The following is a 16,073-nucleotide window of genomic DNA, read 5'->3' on the forward strand; positions in this document are numbered from 1 at the left end:
GACCCTGCCCGCGGTAGCCGGGACGGTCCGGGGCGCAGAGGCCCCGGCCGCGCCCCCGGACCGTCCCGCAGGGTCACGACAAGGCCGCCACCCGGTCCCGGTACGTCCGCACCGCCGACGCGTCCCGGTACGGCTCCAGCCGCCGCTCGAAGTCCCGTACGTACTCCACCGCCCGGACCGAGCGCATCTCCATCGCCTGCTGCGCCGCCTCCGCGCCCAGCGCGCACGCCTGGTCCAGCTCGCCCAGCCCCAGCCGGGCCGTCGCCAGCACCACCCGGCAGAACAGCCGCGAGCGCGCGTACGCCGGGGCCCGCAGCTGGAGCGAGCGCTCCGCGTGCTGCGCCGAGGCCCGGTACTGCTGGAGGTCCCGGTGGCAGTGTCCGAACTCGTCCGCCAGCTGCGCCTCGTCGTAGCCGCGCGCCCAGTGCGGCACGTCGTCCCCGGGCCGGGCCGCGCCCAGCGCCCGTTCGGCCCGCACGAGGGACCCCGTCGCGGCCCTGACCTCGCCGAGCACCGCGTGCCCGCGCGCCTCCGCCGAGTGCAGCAGTGCCTGCACCACCGGCGGCGGACCCGAGCCCACGCCCTGCTGGGCCACACGGGCCAGCTGCACCGCCTCGCGGCCGTGGCCGAGGTAGACCGCCTGCCGGCTCATGGTGATCAGCACGTACGCCCCGTACGGCCGGTCCGCGGCGGCCTGGGCGAGCCGCAGCGCCTGCACGAAGTACCGCTGGGCGAGGCCGTGCGCGGCGATGTCGTACGAGGTCCAGCCCGCGAGCCGGGTCAGATCCGCGGCGGCGGAGAACAGCCGGCGCCCGGTGCTCTCCCCGTAGGTGCCGCGGAGCATCGGCTCCGCCTCGTGCTCCAGGTAGCGCACCAGGGCCTGGCGGGCGTGGCCACCCCCGTACGCGTGGTCCAGGGTGCGGAACAGCTCGCCCACCGACCGGAGCGCCGCGATGTCCCCGCCGGTCACCCGCTGTCCGGGCCCGCGGTCGATCTGCCGCTGGCGGGGCACCGAGGGCCGGCCCGGCTCGGGCCGGCCCGGTTCCGGACGGTGCTGTTCGGGCCGGTGCTGTCCGGGCCGGCCGTGTTCGGGACGGCTCTGTTCGGGGACGCGGGCGGAGGCCTGGTCCGTCCCCCGGCCGACGCGTTCGTCGGCCCGGCCGATCAGCCAGTCCCGGCTGGGCACCACCAGCCCGGCCGGGGTGAAGGCGATCTTCCGCAGTTCGGCGTGCGAACCGGAGTCCTTGCGCCACAGGCCGCTCGCGATGTCGACGGCTTCCTCCGGGGTGGCCGCGAACTCCAGCCCGGCGTACACGGGGGCGCACGCGTCCAGCCCCAGGTCCTGCGCCGACAGCCGCCGCCCGAGGCGCCGGGTGAACACCTCCGCGATCAGCGCCGGGGTGGTGCCGCGCGGCTGCTGCCCGCGCAGCCAGCGGGTCACGGAGGTCTTGTCGTACCGCAGGTCGAGACCGTGTTCCAGGCCGAGCTGGTCCACGCGGCGGGCGAGCCCGGCGTTGGAGAACCCGGCCTCGGCGATCAGTGCCGCGAGCTGCCGGTTGGGGACACGCTGGGCAGGTCGTTCCGTCATCGGCTCCACGGTCTCCTGACGTGACGGACCGGGGTCCCGGCCCTGTGAACGGCGTGAATGTAGCGGCGAACTTCGCCCGCACCGCCCCCTCTGCCCCACATTCATCCGATCGTGTGCAGAACAGGACCTGGGGTGGACACCGCCCCGTGGCCAGGAAGGATCGTTGACTGATAACTGACGCATCTAGACAAGTCATGCTGGATAGGCGTAGCGGTGCTGACGCCGTGCTGGAATCCAGCCGGGCAGACCCTCGGCCATGAGGCCGGGGGTCTTCTGCTGTCCGGGCCGGTTTCCCGTTCTCTCAATCGTGATCGCTTGACCCCGGGGTCACGGGGTCGGGAGCATCGAACGCGGCACTACGCCGAACGGGAGAGGGGAACCGGAAGCCATGAAGGTGACCAAGCTGATCAGCACCTGTGACGTGAAGGACTGCCCTACGATCTACGCCACCGACCGAGGTACGTTCCTCGTGCAGGGTGAGACGCCCGACGACCACGGGCTCAAGATTCCCGCTCACGAAACCCTCGTGGAGATCCCCGTCGAGCTGATCAAGAAGGCCATTGCCGATGGCCTCATCTAGCACCCTCGCCGAACTCTTCGAGCGGTTCCAGCACGAGGCCTTCCGCCTGGAGACCTTGGACGACTACAGCGGCTCCGGGAACGTTGATGCCTACCGGGCCTTCCAGGCCGGTCTGGAGCGGCCTGAGGGCTACAACGCCGGATGGGTCGAAGAACTCCGAGGACTCACGCACGAGGGCAAGCGGGTGTACCGCGTGCACGTCCTCAAGCGGCCTCTCACGGAGTACCTCCGCTTCGAGTTGGGGTGGGGCTACCGGACGAACATGACCGGCGGGGAAGAGTTCTTCATCCTCGACGTGACGGACGCCCCGAACCCGCTCGACGCCGTTCCGGACTTCTGGCTCTTCGACTCCAAGGACACGGCCGTGATGCGGTACGACGACGCCGGGGGATTCCACGGCGCCGACGTTCTGCCACAGGACGAAGCTGCCGCTTACATCGCCTACCGGGAAGCGGCACTCGCCCACGCGGAGCCGTTCACCGACTGGTGGGCCAAGTACGGGGAGTGAACAAGGCACAGCTCGGGGCCGCGCTGCGGGCACTGCGAGAGGCGTCCGGCAAGGAAGCCAAAGCAGTCGCCCGTAGCGCCCTCATGTCTCCGTCCAAGCTCTCCAAGATCGAGAATGCCAACCTCCTGCCGAGCGCCACGGACGTGGAGCGCATCCTGACCGCCATAGGCGTCTCTGACGCCATCAAGGCCGAGTACACGGAAGCTGCCCGCGCGGCGACCACTGAGGCCACCGCGTGGCGTCTCCTCAAGCGGGCCGGCATCCACAAGGGCCAGCAGGCGGCGAAGGCCCTGGAAGCTCAGATGGCCGTCCTGAGGCTGTTCCAGCCCGCTCTGGTACCCGGGTTGCTCCAGACGCCCGAATACATCCGCGCCATCCTCCAGCGCCATGACCTGACCGAGGACGCCCTCACGCGCACGATCAGCGGCAGGCTTGAACGTCAGGCGGTGCTGTTCGACAGCACGAAGAAGCTCCGCTTCGTCATCACCGAACCCGTCCTTCGGTGGCGGATCGTCCCGCCCCCGATGATGGCCGCGCAGCTCGACAGGATCGTCTCCATGTCCCGCCTCGCCCACGTAGACATCAGGGTCGTGCCGCTGTCCGCCCCGCAGACGGACATCGCCAATCACGCCTTCGTCGTCCGAGACGACCGCATGGTGACCGTTGAGACGGTGCACGCCGAGATAGTCGTCACGGATCCGCGCGACGTTGAAATGTACGTCCGGAAGTTCGAAGGATTCGAGAAGGCAGCGGTGTCCGGCGATGAAATGCGGAGCCTCGTTGAAGGCATCCGGGACGGGTTTTTGAGGGAACAGGAAACCGGCTAGGAACTGTCTCCGGCCCTGGTCACTATTGCTGCCGACGCAGCGAGGGTGACGTGAAGGGGCGCGGTGATGGCGGCAGCAACGACGGCACAGCAGCAGGCAGCAAAGCTCTTCATGCCCCCGTGGCCGCAGCCTCCCGCTAGCTGTGAAAGGTGCCAGAAGTGGGCCGAGGAGCGCTCGAATGCGAAGGGCCCTCTGGCGGGGACGGTCGTGAGCGACAGGAACGTGTTGATCCGTCGCCACGCCGCCCGGGGCCACCAGTGAGGGCCATCGCCGCAGCCGTTGACAAGACCCAGTGGCCGGAGGGTGACGCGGACTGCGGGGTCTGTACAGCCCTGGATGTCGAGCGGCTCGAAGCCTACGACGAGGGCGACTACCGCACCGTGGCTCAGGTGAATGCGGAGATCCAGAACCACCCGCACTTACGACGCCGGAGCGGCGCGTGAAGAGCACCGTTCCTGAAGACACCCCTTGGTACTGCGGGGCGTACACGTTCCTCCCGCTCGAAGCAGTCGAGACCCATCGCCGCGTTACCGGCCGAGACCTGTCGAACTACATGGTCGAGTGCGTCCGCGACCAAGGCCACGAAGACGAGCACAGCGGCACGATCCGGGGCTCCGGAGCCTTCCACTGGGAGGCCGAGCACGCGATCAAGCGGCGCGCTGACCGTGACAGACTCCCGCTCCTTGCGAGAGCGGGCCGCACGGAATCATCAACCTGATACCGAAGGAGACCACACATGCCTAAGCACGGTGGCGGTACCGGAGACGGCCAGGGCGGAAGCCAGCAGGACGACGGGAGCAGCGGACGCGGACACGGCGGGGGCGGCACGGACACCGGCAGCGGTGGTAACTCCTCCGACGGCTCCGGCCCGAAGAAGTAGGGGTAGATGACCGCGCGCAAAGAGGAGGCGGGCCCTTCGGGGCTCGCCTCCGCGCTCGTTGCATCGGGCGCATTGCAGTCGGATTGGTTGCCGACGTTCAAGGCCGTTTCCCGGGACATGTTCGTACCCGCGCGCATCTGGCCGGGCATCCCGGCCGGCACTCGGCAGAACGCGTTGGTGGACCGCGACAAGGACCCCGACGCCTGGTTCTCTGCCGTGTACTCCGATATCCCCCTGACGACTCAGTGGGACGACGGAGAGCACAGCGGCGACGGCGTAGGACGTACCCCTACTAGCTCGAACTCTCAGCCCCGGATGGTCTTCGGCATGCTGGGGGACCTTGACGCCCGGAAGGGCCACAAGGCGATGGAGATCGGCGCCGGGACGGGGTGGAACGCAGGGCTTATGTCTCACCGCCTCGGCTCCAAGAACGTCGTCTCGATCGAGTTCGACCCTGAGGTAGCCAAGGGGGCCATCAGGAACCTTCGCGACGCGGGCCTTTGTCCCACGATCATCGTGGGAGACGGACGGCTCGGCTATCCCGAGGGCGGACCCTACGACAGGGTCATTGCGACATGCTCTATCGGCGAGGTCCCGTACACGTGGGTTGAACAGACCGTTCCCGGCGGCTTGATCGTCGCCCCGTGGGGAACCGGCTACGGGGGCGAGGCTATCGCCCGGCTTGTCGTGAGCGAGGACGGTACGGCTTCTGGACACTTCACCCGCTCAAGTGCCTTCATGCGGCTCCGGCAGCAGCGTCCCGACCGTGCCGACCATGCCACCTACCTCAAGGGCCAGGAGTGGCCCGCTGAAGGCGTCAAGAGCACCACGACGCTTTCGCCCGAGGACATCGACGGGTGGGTAGAACAGTTCGCGATCAGCCTTCGGGTCCCTGGAACGTTCTGGTCTGTCGAGAACGACACGGACGGCTCTTACGTCGTGTGGTTCTACGGCGACGACCGGCAGTCGTGGGCGTCCATCGACTACGAGCCCGGGACGAGTGAGTACCTCGTAGTCCAAGCCGGACCGCGCAGGCTGTGGGACGAGACGGAAGCCGCCTACCGATGGTGGGAGGAGCAGGGGCGACCGGACTTCACCCGGTTCGGGCTCACCGTGGGGCCTGACGGCCAGACGGCATGGTTGGACCTACCGAGCAATCCGGTCTGACATCAAGCCCCGGCGCCACTTACAGCTAACCCGAGTCGGGAACGGCGTTCTCGGAACATCGCAGGTCACCGTCTCCGCCGGCGCGCATGCGGAGGCCCCAATGCACATGGAGCAGTCCATACATGCAGGTCAGGGCCACAGTCACTCGTTTGTGTGCAGAACCGGTATGGCTCTTTACGGGTCCACCCCCTCGACCCGCGTACGCTGCGGCCCATGACCCGCCGGCCCACCGGGGAGCACCGCCCCAGCAGCTACGACGTCCCCGATGACGGTCAGGACGGCCACGACGGCCACGACGGCCGCGACGGTCATGACCGTACCCGCCGCGACGGCGGGCACGGGCGGCGCGGTCCCGCGGAGTCCACGGCGCCGCTCCCGGCGCCCGAGCTGACCGAGGCCGAGTGCCGGCGCTGCGGAACGTACATCGCCGGCCTCGACGGGCGGTACGCGTGCGGGGTCTGCGGCTGGGTGAACGACCACTCCGAGGGGCACCGGCGGCTGCCCCGGGCGGACGAGGACCCGGACCGGCCGGTCCGGGGCGGCGGCAGGCGTCCGAAGGGGCCCGCGCGGGGGACCTGACCGGGCGGCCGGAAGCCTGCGGGCGGACCGCCGTACCCTTGCCTGGTGCGATACATGCACACAGCACGTTCGACGGCAGGTTCGACGAGGAGGCGCCGCGGTGGCTGAGCTTGGGTTTGTCCGTCTGGGCTTCGGTCCGCAGGCCGTGGAGTACACGGTGGCCTGGGAAGAGCAGCGCCGGGTGCACGCGGCCCGCTTCGCGGACGAGATCGAGGACACCTGCCTGCTCCTGGAGCACCTGCCGGTCTACACGGCGGGCCGGCGCACCGCCGACAGCGAGCGGCCGCTCGACGGCACGCCCGTGGTGGACGTGGACCGCGGCGGCAAGATCACCTGGCACGGGCCGGGCCAGCTGGTCGGCTACCCGATCATGAAGCTGCCCCGCCCGGTGGACGTGGTCGCGCACGTCCGCCGCCTCGAGGACGCGCTGATCCGCACGGCCGCCGAATTCGGCCTGGAGACCACGCGCGTCGAGGGGCGCAGCGGCGTCTGGGTGCTCGGCGACCCCGTGGAGGAGCGCCCGAAGACCGGCGGCCTCTCCCTGGACTTCGATCCGCGGCTGGCGGACGAGGAGTTCGACCCGCGTCTGAACGGCCCCGAGTACGCGCCGTCCAACGCCGGCCAGCGCCGCGAGGACCGCAAGCTCGCGGCCATCGGCATCCGGGTCGCCAAGGGCGTCACGATGCACGGCTTCGCGATCAACGTGAACCCGGACAACACCTGGTTCGACCGGATCGTCCCCTGCGGGATCCGGGACGCCGGTGTGACCTCGCTCTCGTACGAACTGGGCCGCGAGATCACCATCGCCGAGGTCCTGCCCGTGATCGAACGGCACCTCAAGGCCGTACTCGAGCACGCGGAGCTGCGGCCCCGTGAGACAGAGCCCGCCATGGGCGCGTAGCGGCGCGGGAATGGGTACGGCCGCCCGCAGGTTGGCCGACGTAAGAACGTATGAAATTACGGGCGTACCCTGGTGGGCGCCGAAGAATCGAAGTCACAGGGAGCCGGTCGTGTCCGCAGTCGCACCCGACGGACGCAAGATGCTGCGCCTCGAGGTCCGTAACGCCCAGACCCCCATCGAGCGCAAGCCCGAGTGGATCAAGACCCGGGCCAAGATGGGTCCCGAGTACACCAAGATGCAGGCCCTGGTGAAGGGCGAAGGACTGCACACGGTGTGCCAGGAAGCCGGCTGTCCGAACATCTACGAATGCTGGGAGGACCGCGAGGCCACCTTCCTCATCGGTGGCGACCAGTGCACCCGGCGCTGCGACTTCTGCCAGATCGACACGGGCAAGCCCGAGGCCCTGGACCGCGACGAGCCGCGCCGCGTGGGCGAGTCCGTCGTCACGATGGACCTGAACTACGCCACCATCACGGGCGTCGCGCGCGACGACCTGGCGGACGGCGGCGCCTGGCTGTACGCGGAGACCGTGCGCCAGATCCACCAGCAGACGGCGGAGCGCGCCACGGGCCACACCAAGGTCGAGCTGCTCGCCCCGGACTTCAACGCGGTCCCGGAGCTGCTGGAAGAGGTCTTCGCCTCCCGGCCCGAGGTCTTCGCGCACAACGTCGAGACGGTGCCGCGGATCTTCAAGCGGATCCGCCCCGGCTTCCGCTACGAGCGCTCGATGGAGGTCATCACGCGGGCGCGCGCCTATGGCCTCGTCACGAAGTCCAACCTGATCCTGGGCATGGGCGAGGAGCGCGAGGAGGTCACGCAGGCGCTGCGCGACCTCCACGAGGCGGGCTGCGAGCTCATCACCATCACGCAGTACCTGCGGCCCTCGCCGCGGCACCACCCCGTCGAGCGCTGGGTGAAGCCGGCCGAGTTCGTCGAGCTGGCGCAGGAGGCCGAGGAGATCGGCTTCTCCGGCGTGATGTCCGGGCCGCTGGTCCGCTCCTCGTACCGGGCGGGCCGGCTGTACCAGCAGGCGATGGAGAAGCGCGCGGCGGTCTGACGACGCGGTCCGGCCGCCCCGACCGGCGGTCCGGCCGCCCGGACGCCCCCGCGCGGGGAGTGTGTGAATTCGCGCACAAAGTCTTACTCGTGGGTAACACCGCATCGACGCGGCCCCTAGGCTCTTTCCAGGAGGAGCCCGGCGGGCCGCGTAAATGTTTCATCACTGTTTGACCGACCGGTCACCCCCTGGTAACACCATTCAGTGACGATAGCTCTACGCACCGCGCACGCCCCCGAGTGCGCGCCGGTGCGCGCAAGGCCCCGTACCGACCGCTCCGCCCCGCACACCGCCGACGTGAGCTCAGTGAAAGGGATCGACATCATGCAGGCCGCGCCCGTACGCGCCACCGCCATCCCGTCCTTCACCGACGCCTTCCGGGGCATCGAGTCGCTGCTCATGAGCGGTGCCCGCCGCAACGCCTGGACGGCGGTCCTCGAAGACCGCCGCAGGGCCAAGGACCGGGTCGAAACCGAGCACGTACTCGAGGCCGCGGCGACCCGGACCGGGAAGGCCACGTAAACTTCGCTACATGGCGAGGAAGTCAAACGCAGAGACTGCTGCGAACCCCGGGCGACTGAAGCAGATCGCCCTGACGTACAAGATGACGCGCAAGGCCGACCCGAAGGTCGGTCTGATCGTCGCGGGCGTGGGAATCGTCACCTTTGGCGTGTTCCTTGCGATCGGCTTCCTGATCGGCCACCCGGTCTACCTGGGCATCCTGGGATTCCTGGTGGCGTTCCTGGCGATGGCGATCATCTTCGGGCGACGGGCCGAGACCGCTGCCTTCGGGCAGATGGAGGGACAGCCGGGCGCGGCCGCTGCCGTGCTGGACAACGTGGGCCGGGGCTGGACCACGACCCCCGCCGTCGCGATGAGCAAGCAGCAGGACATCGTCCACCGTGCCGTGGGCAAGGCCGGCGTCGTCCTGATCGCCGAGGGCAACCCGAACCGGGTGAAGCCGATGCTCGCGAACGAGAAGAAGAAGCTGGCCCGGATCATGCCCGACATCCCGGTCCACGACTTCATCGTGGGTACGGGCGAGGGCGAGGTGCCGCTCAAGAAGGTCCGCACGACCCTGCTGAAGCTGCCCCGCGTGCTCTCGGGCCCGCAGATCACCCAGGTCAACGACAAGCTCCGGGCCATGGGCGACCTGCTGTCGAACATGCCCATCCCGAAGGGCCCCATGCCCAAGGGGATGCGGATGCCGCGCGGCGGAAAGATGCGCTGACCAGATTTTCGTATACGACGCACGGGAGCCCCCGGCCGATGGCCGGGGGCTCCCGTGCGTCGTGGCGGCGCGTGCCGCCGTGGCCCCGGTCCGGACTCCGAGATCCGGACTACCCGGTCCGGGCTCTCAGGACCGGACGTTCAGGACCGGACCTGGACGGCGCGCGCGAGGCGGTCGTGCAGGCCGCGGCCGTCGCGGTCCCAGACCAGGGCCGGGACCACCAGGGCGATCAGCAGGGTGCGCAGCACCACGCGGCCGATGCCGAGCCGGCCGCCGTCCTGCGAGACGACCCGGAGGCCAAGGATCCGCTTCCCGGGGGTGAAGCCGACGGTGCCGACCGTCAGGACGCTCAGGACCACGAAGAGCACCAGCGTCCAGTTGCCCGCGGCGGTCCAGTCACGGCCGGTGAGCAGCCCGTACGCGATGAGCTGGCAGGCCAGCCAGTCGATCGCCAGCGCGCCGAGGCGGCGGCCGAAACGGGCCACCGAGCCGGGCCCCTGCGGGGGCAGTCCGAGCTGCTTGCCGGGGTGTCCGAAGTCGACGCCCATCTGCTCGGCGGTCTCGCGGGGGCCGGAGAGCCAGGATCCGATTGCTTGCCTCTTGTCCACGCCAACACGGTACCGGTGGGGCTGAGCGGTGTTCCGCCGAGGGCCTGGTTAACTTGTGCGAAACAAATGGGTCATGCTTGAGAAACCCCGTCTGCTTATGGTCGGGTCAGCGTGCGGCACCGCACTGGCGCACCACTAGCTATAAAGCCTGGCCCTGCCCCGGGGTCGGGAGTAGGAGGAGTTGGATGTTCAAGAACGCCGACGAAGTGAAGCAGTACATCGAGGAGAACGACGTCAAGTTCGTTGACGTCCGCTTCTGCGACCTGCCTGGTGTGATGCAGCACTTCACCATTCCGGGGCGGGCGTTCGACCCGAACGAGGAGCTGGCCTTCGACGGCTCCTCGATCCGCGGCTTCCAGGCGATCCACGAGTCCGACATGGCGCTGCGTGCCGACCTCAGCACCGCGCGTCTGGACCCGTTCCGCAAGGACAAGACGCTCAACATCAACTTCTTCATCCACGACCCGATCACGGGCGAGGCCTACTCGCGCGACCCGCGCAACATCGCGAAGAAGGCCGAGGCGTACCTCGCCTCCACCGGCATCGCCGACACCGCGTACTTCGGCCCCGAGGCCGAGTTCTACGTGTTCGACAGCGTGCGCTTCGCGACGACCGCGAACGAGAGCTTCTACCACATCGACTCCGAGGCCGGCGCCTGGAACACCGGCTCCGAGGAGAACAACCGTGGTTACAAGGTCCGCTACAAGGGTGGTTACTTCCCCGTAGCCCCGGTCGACCACTTCGCCGACCTGCGCGCCGAGATCTCCCTCGAGCTGGACGCCCAGGGCCTCCAGGTCGAGCGCCAGCACCACGAGGTCGGCACCGGTGGCCAGGCCGAGATCAACTACAAGTTCAACACGCTGCTCGCCGCGGCCGACGACCTGATGCTCTTCAAGTACATCGTGAAGAACGTCGCCTGGCGCAACGGCAAGACCGCGACCTTCATGCCGAAGCCGATCTTCGGTGACAACGGCTCGGGCATGCACGTGCACCAGTCGCTGTGGGCGAACGGCGACCCGCTGTTCTACGACGAGACCGGCTACGCGGGCCTCTCGGACACCGCCCGCTACTACATCGGCGGCATCCTCAAGCACGCCCCGTCGCTGCTGGCGTTCACCAACCCGACGGTGAACTCCTACCACCGCCTGGTCCCGGGCTTCGAGGCGCCGGTCAACATGGTGTACTCGCAGCGCAACCGCTCCGCCGCCATGCGCATCCCGATCACGGGCTCGAACCCGAAGGCCAAGCGCGTCGAGTTCCGCGCCCCGGACCCGTCCTCGAACCCGTACCTGGCGTTCGCGGCCCTCCTGCTGGCCGGCCTCGACGGCGTCAAGAACAAGATCGAGCCGATGGAGCCGATCGACAAGGACCTCTACGAGCTCTCCCCGGACGAGCACGCGAGCGTCCCGCAGGTCCCGACCAGCCTCGAGGACGTCCTCAAGGCCCTGGAGGAGGACCACGAGTACCTCCTGGCCGGCGGTGTCTTCACCCCCGACCTGATCGAGACCTGGATCGACTACAAGCGCACCCACGAGATCGCCCCGATCGCGCTGCGCCCGCACCCGCACGAGTTCGAGCTCTACTTCGACCTCTAAGCCGTAGCGCGGTAGTACGACCGAGGGCCGTCCCCACCCGGGGGCGGCCCTTTCGTCGTTCCGCCGTCCCGGTGGAGGGGCCGGGCCCGGTGATCCGGGGCGCGGGGGTGACGGGGACTCCCGCCGACGGCGGGCGGGACGCCCACGGAAGGGGTGGGGCTTCGCCGTTCCGGCGGTGCGCGACCGGCGGGGCGGCTAGCTTCGGATCATGGAAGATCCGTGGAAGACCATCGGGGCGCTCGTGACGCGGTTCGACGCGCACGACCGGGAGCGCGGGGTGGGGCGGGAGGAGAGCCTGACCCTCCAGGTCCTGAAGATCGGGGAGGAGTTCGGGGAGGCGGCGCAGGCGGTCATCGGGGCCCGGGGCACGAACCCCCGCAAGGGGAACTCGCACACCTGGGAAGACGTGGAGGCGGAGGTCGCCGACGTCATCGTCACGGCGATGGTCGCGCTCGCCCGGATGCGGCCGGACGCCGCCGCCTTCTTCGCCGAGCACCTCCGGGAGAAGTCGGAGCGGTTCCTCTGACCGGCCGGCCGCGAGGGGCGCCGCCGGGAGGAGGGGCCGCGAGCGGCCTCAGGTGCGGTCGCGGAGCAGGGGCATGGAGCCCGTGAGGTCCCGCAGGCAGCGCAGGGCCAGTTCGGAGGGGGAGCCGGGGCCCGAGGGCGGGGCGTCCGTGGCCGACCAGAGTTCCAGGGCGATGCGGATCGCGTCCGTGGCCGCCGCCGCGAGGAGGCGGACGCCGAGGACGTCGGCGTCCGGTCCGGCGAGCCGGGCGACGACCGGGACCAGGTGCTCCTCGGAGTCCTGGTTGACCCGGTACCAGACCGCGCGCAGGGCCTCGTCGGTCGCGGCGGCGCGGAGCAGGCCCCGGGTGACCTCCAGGCCTTCGTCGAGGGCCCGGGGGTCGGTGAGGGAGCGGGTGACGGCCCGTTCCAGGGCCGCGGCGAGCGGGCTGCCGGGTTCCTCCTCGGCGAGCAGGGCGCGCCAGGCGTCGCCGCCGCCCGCGAGCAGGGGGCCGACGGCTTCCTGCTTGTTGCGGAAGTAGCGGTAGAACGTGCGCAGTGCCACCCCCGCGCGATGGGCGATGTCTTCGGCGGTCGTACCGTCCGGGCCGTGCTCGGCGAACAGTTCGCAGGCCGCGCGGGCGATGTCGAGCTGGGTGGCGGCCTTGCGGCGCTCGTTCAGCGACGGGGCGCCGGGGCCGGCCTGGGGAGCGTACGGACGAGGGGATCTCACGGGGGAAGACTACCTCCGGCCCTCGAGGTACTGCACATTTTGACAGGCTGGCAAAACGTGCCATTGACCGAGTACGCTCCGCCCATGAACCGTTACGAAGGACGGCGCGTCCTCATCACCGGCGGCGGCTCCGGCATCGGCCAGGCCACCGCGCACCGCATCCTTTCCGAAGGCGGCCGCGTCCACGCGGTGGACGTCAGCGAAGCCGGCCTGAAGGCCACCGCCGCGCAGGCCGCCGCCGACGGGCACGCCGAGCGCCTCACCACCGCCGTGCTCGACATCTCCGACGAGGCCGCCGTGCGGAGCGGCGTCGCCGACGCCGTCGCCGCCCTCGGCGGGCTCGACGTACTGGTCAACGCCGCGGGCATCCTGCGCTCCTCGCACACCCACGAGACCACGCTCGAGTTCTGGAACAAGATCATCTCGGTGAACCTGACCGGTACGTTCCTGGTCATCCGCGCGTCGATACCGGCACTGCTCGAGGGCGACCAGCCCGCCGTGGTCAACTTCAGCTCCACCTCGGCGAGCTTCGCCCACCCCTACATGTCCGCCTACGCGGCCAGCAAGGGCGGCATCCAGTCCATGACCCACGCGCTGGCCGCCGAGTACAGCAAGCAGGGCCTGCGCTTCGTCTCCGTGGCCCCCGGCTCCATCGAGAGCGGCATGACCACCGGCAACGGCCCCGGCCTGCCCGAGGACACCGACTGGAGCCTGTTCGCCAAGCTCGCCCCGGCCCTCGGCCAGGGCTTCGCCGGCCCGCAGACCGTCGCCGGGGTCGTCGCCATGCTGGCCTCCGAGGACGGCGCGTTCATCACCGGTACGGAGATCCGCATCGACGGCGGTACGCACTACTAGGCATCGGCGGGCGACAGCGGACGTCGGCGGGCATCAGCCTCGGAAACGGTCCCAGAGCCGGGGGAAGCGCTCCGCGAGCACGGCTTCGTTCTCGAAGTCCAGCGGGGCGCCCTCCGGCTCGGCCGCTTGCAGCGGGACCCCCAGATCCGGCGCCACCGCCCCGGTCAGCTGCTCGTAGGCCTCGTCGGCCGCGTACCCCAGCTCCTCGCCGTCCCCGTCGATCTCCTCGTCGAACTCGGCCAGCAGTTCCGCCAGCTGGTCCGGGTCGTGCACCCCGCCCTCGAAGACCTCCCGGCCCTGGCCGATCAGCCAGCACCGGAAGTAGTCGAACGCGTCGTCGCTCGCGCCGTCGAGCAGGACCCACGCGGCGCCCCACAGGTCCCAGGTGTACGCCCGGTTGTACCGCGACTCGAAGTGCCGGGCGAAGTCCAGGACGGAATCCGGGTCGAGCTGCGCGAGCCGCTCGACGAGCAGCTCGGCGTGCTCCTCGGGGTCGCCACCGGCGGCCCCGCGGGTACGGTCGACGATCTCCCAGAACTCCGTCTCGTCCATCACCGCTCCAGCATCACGGGTCCGCCCCCGCGCCGCCACCGCGCGTACGGCGAAAGGCCGGTGTCGGCCCTCCTTTGGCCTCCATCGCACGCACGGAACGCACCGGGCGGGGCCGCATACTCGGAACACGGGAGCCGAGGGGCGGAAGGGGCACTGATGCGGGGGGAATTACTCGAAGGCCGGTACCGGCTGGAGGAGCGGCTCGGCGGAGGGGGCATGGGCGAGGTCTGGGCGGCGCTGGACGTGCGCATGCGCCGGCCGGTCGCCGCCAAGATCGTCCATTCCGTACCGGGCATGGCCGCGGAGGAGGTCGAGCGGCGGTTCACCCACGAGGTCCGCTCGGTGGCGAACCTCCCGCACCGGCACACGGTGACCGTCCACGACTGCGGCGAGGCACTGCTGGCGGGCCGTCGGATGCTCTACCTGGTGATGGAGCGCCTGGACGGCCGTACGCTGGCGCAGACCTTCCGCGATCCGCAGCGCGCGCCCTGGCACGACGTCGTGAACTGGGGCAGCCAGATCGCGACCGCTCTCGGCGCGGCCCACGGGCGGGGCATCGTCCACCGGGACATCAAGCCGCAGAACGTGATGCTCACCGACGCCGGCGTGATCAAGGTGCTGGACTTCGGCCTCGCGAAGTTCCTCGGCGAGACCCTGAGGGTCGCGGATCTCACCGTCACCGGCACCGCGATGGGCACCCTCGCCTACATGTCGCCCGAACAGTGCCGGGGCGACGGCGACATCGACCACCGTGCCGACCTCTACAGCCTGGGCTGCCTGCTCTACGAGGGCCTCAGCGGACGGCCGCCCTTCACCAACCCGGCGGCGCACGCCCTGCTCTACCAGCAGATCCACGAGACCCCCCGCGCCCTGTCCGAGGCCGTGAGCGGAGTTCCCCCGCGGGTCGGCGACCTCGTGATGCGGCTGCTCGCCAAGGACCGCGAGGACCGGCCGCGCGACGCGGCCACCGTCATCGCGGACCTGCGGGCCGCCCTCGGCGCGTACCGGCAGGCGACCGTCGTGACCCGGGAGGCCAAGTCCAAGGTCGTGCAGGCCCTGGCCGACGCGCACTCCCTCGCCCGGTTCGTGACGGAGGACGCGCAGGCGAGGGCGGCCCGGGTCATGGCCGAGGCGGAGCGGGACGCGGCGGCCTGGCGCGCCGATGCGGAGGAGACCCTCCGACGGGCCCGCACCCGCGAGGAGCGGGCGGCGGAAGCGGGCGACGAGGCGGAACGGGCCCTGGCGGCGGCACGGGAAAGGCAAGTGGAGGTGGCCGCGCTGCGGGCCGAGGCCGACGAGGCCCGACAGGCGGGCCGGCGGGCCGTGCAGGAGGCGGCCGCCCGCCGGGCCGAGGCCCACGCGCTCCTCGAGGAGAGCAGGGCCGAGGCCGCCCGGGCCGCCACGGAGTTCGAGACCCAGCTCGCCCACCGCCGTGACCAGTCCGAGCGCGACCTGGCCGCGCGCCAGGACAAGGCCGAGAAGCGTCTCGTGGAGATCGAGCAGCGCGCGGAGGCGCTGCGTCTGGAGGCGGAGAAGCTCCGCAAGGAGGCCGAGAGCGGCGCCCGCCTGACCGTACGGACCGCGCAGCGCCTGGCCGAGGACCTCGTCGCCGACGCCACCGCCCGCGTCGAGCGGATCCACGGCGAGTCCGACCGTCAACTGGCCGCGATCGACGCGGAGCGCATGCGGATCGCCGACAGCCTGGAAGCCCTGCGCACGCTGCTGGTCGGTCCCAGGGGGCCCCTCGGGCAGCCCGCCGCACAGGAGCGGACGCAGGACCGCGCCCGCTGAAACGCCGTGAGGCGGTCCGCCCCCCCCCGGGGGGGCCCCCCCCCCCGGGCCGGCCCGAAGGACCCCCAGACGCCCCGTCCCGCACCCCCCCCCCAGAGAACGAAAACCACGACACAG

Annotated in this window: 18 protein-coding genes; 14 read left to right on the plus strand and 4 right to left on the minus strand. The window is 70.4% G+C overall.

What is annotated here, in order from left to right; genetic code table 11:
- Positions 1–73 precede the first annotated feature (73 nt).
- Entirely contained in the window at positions 74–1,588 is a 1,515-nt protein-coding gene (locus tag ACWF9Z_RS08790) for a regulator (RefSeq protein WP_453599064.1), read from the minus strand.
- Positions 1,589–1,976: 388 nt separating this feature from the next.
- On the opposite strand from ACWF9Z_RS08790, the gene ACWF9Z_RS08795 reads away from it, so the two are divergent.
- The 10 genes from ACWF9Z_RS08795 (at position 1,977) to ACWF9Z_RS08840 (ending at position 9,318) form a co-directional block, all read left to right on the plus strand.
- Positions 1,977–2,168, plus strand: a complete 192-nt coding sequence (locus tag ACWF9Z_RS08795) for a hypothetical protein (RefSeq protein WP_033222303.1) — start codon at positions 1,977–1,979, stop codon at positions 2,166–2,168.
- On the plus strand, positions 2,155–2,676 hold the full coding sequence (locus ACWF9Z_RS08800; protein WP_453599067.1) for a DUF6879 family protein: 522 nt from the start codon (positions 2,155–2,157) through the stop codon (positions 2,674–2,676). Before ACWF9Z_RS08795 ends, ACWF9Z_RS08800 begins: the two co-directional genes overlap by 14 nt.
- Entirely contained in the window at positions 2,673–3,503 is an 831-nt protein-coding gene (locus ACWF9Z_RS08805) for a helix-turn-helix domain-containing protein (RefSeq protein WP_453599070.1), read from the plus strand. Before ACWF9Z_RS08800 ends, ACWF9Z_RS08805 begins: the two co-directional genes overlap by 4 nt.
- A 736-nt stretch (positions 3,504–4,239) precedes the next feature.
- Positions 4,240–4,383 (plus strand): hypothetical protein, encoded by a 144-nt coding sequence (locus ACWF9Z_RS08810; protein ID WP_385469844.1) that lies wholly within the window; start codon positions 4,240–4,242, stop codon positions 4,381–4,383.
- 6 nt (positions 4,384–4,389) lie between these two features.
- Positions 4,390–5,550: a methyltransferase domain-containing protein gene (locus ACWF9Z_RS08815; RefSeq protein WP_453599073.1), complete on the plus strand. Its 1,161-nt coding sequence runs from the start codon at positions 4,390–4,392 to the stop codon at positions 5,548–5,550.
- Positions 5,551–5,763: 213 nt separating this feature from the next.
- The gene (locus tag ACWF9Z_RS08820) at positions 5,764–6,129 is read left to right on the plus strand and encodes a hypothetical protein (protein ID WP_453599076.1); all 366 of its coding nucleotides are present in this window, start codon (positions 5,764–5,766) and stop codon (positions 6,127–6,129) included.
- A 100-nt stretch (positions 6,130–6,229) separates the two neighbouring features.
- On the plus strand, positions 6,230–7,030 hold the full coding sequence (lipB, locus tag ACWF9Z_RS08825) for a lipoyl(octanoyl) transferase LipB (RefSeq protein WP_453599079.1): 801 nt from the start codon (positions 6,230–6,232) through the stop codon (positions 7,028–7,030).
- Positions 7,031–7,139: 109 nt separating this feature from the next.
- The gene (gene lipA, locus ACWF9Z_RS08830) at positions 7,140–8,087 is read left to right on the plus strand and encodes a lipoyl synthase (RefSeq protein WP_453599081.1); all 948 of its coding nucleotides are present in this window, start codon (positions 7,140–7,142) and stop codon (positions 8,085–8,087) included.
- A gap of 324 nt (positions 8,088–8,411) precedes the next feature.
- Entirely contained in the window at positions 8,412–8,609 is a 198-nt protein-coding gene (locus tag ACWF9Z_RS08835) for an SCO2195 family GlnR-regulated protein (protein WP_356660722.1), read from the plus strand.
- 10 nt (positions 8,610–8,619) lie between these two features.
- Entirely contained in the window at positions 8,620–9,318 is a 699-nt protein-coding gene (locus tag ACWF9Z_RS08840; protein WP_453599084.1) for a DUF4191 domain-containing protein, read from the plus strand.
- Between the two features lie 140 nt (positions 9,319–9,458).
- On the opposite strand, the gene ACWF9Z_RS08845 is transcribed toward ACWF9Z_RS08840, so the two are convergent.
- Complete coding sequence (locus ACWF9Z_RS08845) at positions 9,459–9,926, minus strand: RDD family protein (RefSeq protein ID WP_453599086.1); 468 nt, start codon at positions 9,924–9,926, stop codon at positions 9,459–9,461.
- A 185-nt stretch (positions 9,927–10,111) separates the two neighbouring features.
- On the opposite strand from ACWF9Z_RS08845, the gene glnA reads away from it, so the two are divergent.
- Together glnA and ACWF9Z_RS08855 are read left to right on the plus strand one after the other, a co-directional pair.
- Complete coding sequence (gene glnA, locus ACWF9Z_RS08850; protein ID WP_453599089.1) at positions 10,112–11,521, plus strand: type I glutamate--ammonia ligase; 1,410 nt, start codon at positions 10,112–10,114, stop codon at positions 11,519–11,521.
- A 208-nt stretch (positions 11,522–11,729) separates the two neighbouring features.
- A complete protein-coding gene (locus tag ACWF9Z_RS08855) occupies positions 11,730–12,047 on the plus strand; it encodes a MazG-like family protein (RefSeq protein WP_453599092.1) in 318 nt (105 codons plus the stop codon).
- 48 nt (positions 12,048–12,095) lie between these two features.
- On the opposite strand, the gene ACWF9Z_RS08860 is transcribed toward ACWF9Z_RS08855, so the two are convergent.
- Entirely contained in the window at positions 12,096–12,758 is a 663-nt protein-coding gene (locus tag ACWF9Z_RS08860) for a TetR family transcriptional regulator (protein WP_453599095.1), read from the minus strand.
- 84 nt (positions 12,759–12,842) lie between these two features.
- Here ACWF9Z_RS08860 and ACWF9Z_RS08865 point away from each other — a divergent pair, with 84 nt between their 5' ends.
- Positions 12,843–13,613 carry an SDR family NAD(P)-dependent oxidoreductase gene (locus tag ACWF9Z_RS08865; RefSeq protein ID WP_453599097.1) on the plus strand — a complete coding sequence of 257 codons (771 nt, stop codon included), beginning with the start codon at positions 12,843–12,845 and terminating at the stop codon, positions 13,611–13,613.
- A gap of 33 nt (positions 13,614–13,646) precedes the next feature.
- Here ACWF9Z_RS08865 and ACWF9Z_RS08870 read toward each other — a convergent pair whose 3' ends face one another.
- Entirely contained in the window at positions 13,647–14,165 is a 519-nt protein-coding gene (locus tag ACWF9Z_RS08870; protein WP_453599100.1) for a DUF4240 domain-containing protein, read from the minus strand.
- 156 nt (positions 14,166–14,321) lie between these two features.
- Between ACWF9Z_RS08870 and ACWF9Z_RS08875 the strand changes: the two genes are divergently transcribed.
- Positions 14,322–15,956 (plus strand): protein kinase domain-containing protein, encoded by a 1,635-nt coding sequence (locus tag ACWF9Z_RS08875; RefSeq protein WP_453599101.1) that lies wholly within the window; start codon positions 14,322–14,324, stop codon positions 15,954–15,956.
- Positions 15,957–16,073: the final 117 nt, after the last annotated feature.

This window comes from Streptomyces sp. NPDC054961 (assembly GCF_053609145.1).

Coding starts and splice junctions, on each gene's coding strand:
- ACWF9Z_RS08870 (WP_453599100.1), bottom strand. CDS start 14,165: ATGGACGAGACGGAGTTCTGGGAGATCGTCGACCGTACCCGCGGGGCC.
- ACWF9Z_RS08865 (WP_453599097.1), top strand. CDS start 12,843: ATGAACCGTTACGAAGGACGGCGCGTCCTCATCACCGGCGGCGGCTCC.
- ACWF9Z_RS08810 (WP_385469844.1), top strand. CDS start 4,240: ATGCCTAAGCACGGTGGCGGTACCGGAGACGGCCAGGGCGGAAGCCAG.
- ACWF9Z_RS08840 (WP_453599084.1), top strand. CDS start 8,620: ATGGCGAGGAAGTCAAACGCAGAGACTGCTGCGAACCCCGGGCGACTG.
- ACWF9Z_RS08790 (WP_453599064.1), bottom strand. CDS start 1,588: ATGACGGAACGACCTGCCCAGCGTGTCCCCAACCGGCAGCTCGCGGCA.
- glnA (WP_453599089.1), top strand. CDS start 10,112: ATGTTCAAGAACGCCGACGAAGTGAAGCAGTACATCGAGGAGAACGAC.
- ACWF9Z_RS08795 (WP_033222303.1), top strand. CDS start 1,977: ATGAAGGTGACCAAGCTGATCAGCACCTGTGACGTGAAGGACTGCCCT.
- ACWF9Z_RS08820 (WP_453599076.1), top strand. CDS start 5,764: ATGACCCGCCGGCCCACCGGGGAGCACCGCCCCAGCAGCTACGACGTC.
- ACWF9Z_RS08835 (WP_356660722.1), top strand. CDS start 8,412: ATGCAGGCCGCGCCCGTACGCGCCACCGCCATCCCGTCCTTCACCGAC.
- ACWF9Z_RS08815 (WP_453599073.1), top strand. CDS start 4,390: ATGACCGCGCGCAAAGAGGAGGCGGGCCCTTCGGGGCTCGCCTCCGCG.
- ACWF9Z_RS08855 (WP_453599092.1), top strand. CDS start 11,730: ATGGAAGATCCGTGGAAGACCATCGGGGCGCTCGTGACGCGGTTCGAC.
- ACWF9Z_RS08875 (WP_453599101.1), top strand. CDS start 14,322: ATGCGGGGGGAATTACTCGAAGGCCGGTACCGGCTGGAGGAGCGGCTC.
- ACWF9Z_RS08800 (WP_453599067.1), top strand. CDS start 2,155: ATGGCCTCATCTAGCACCCTCGCCGAACTCTTCGAGCGGTTCCAGCAC.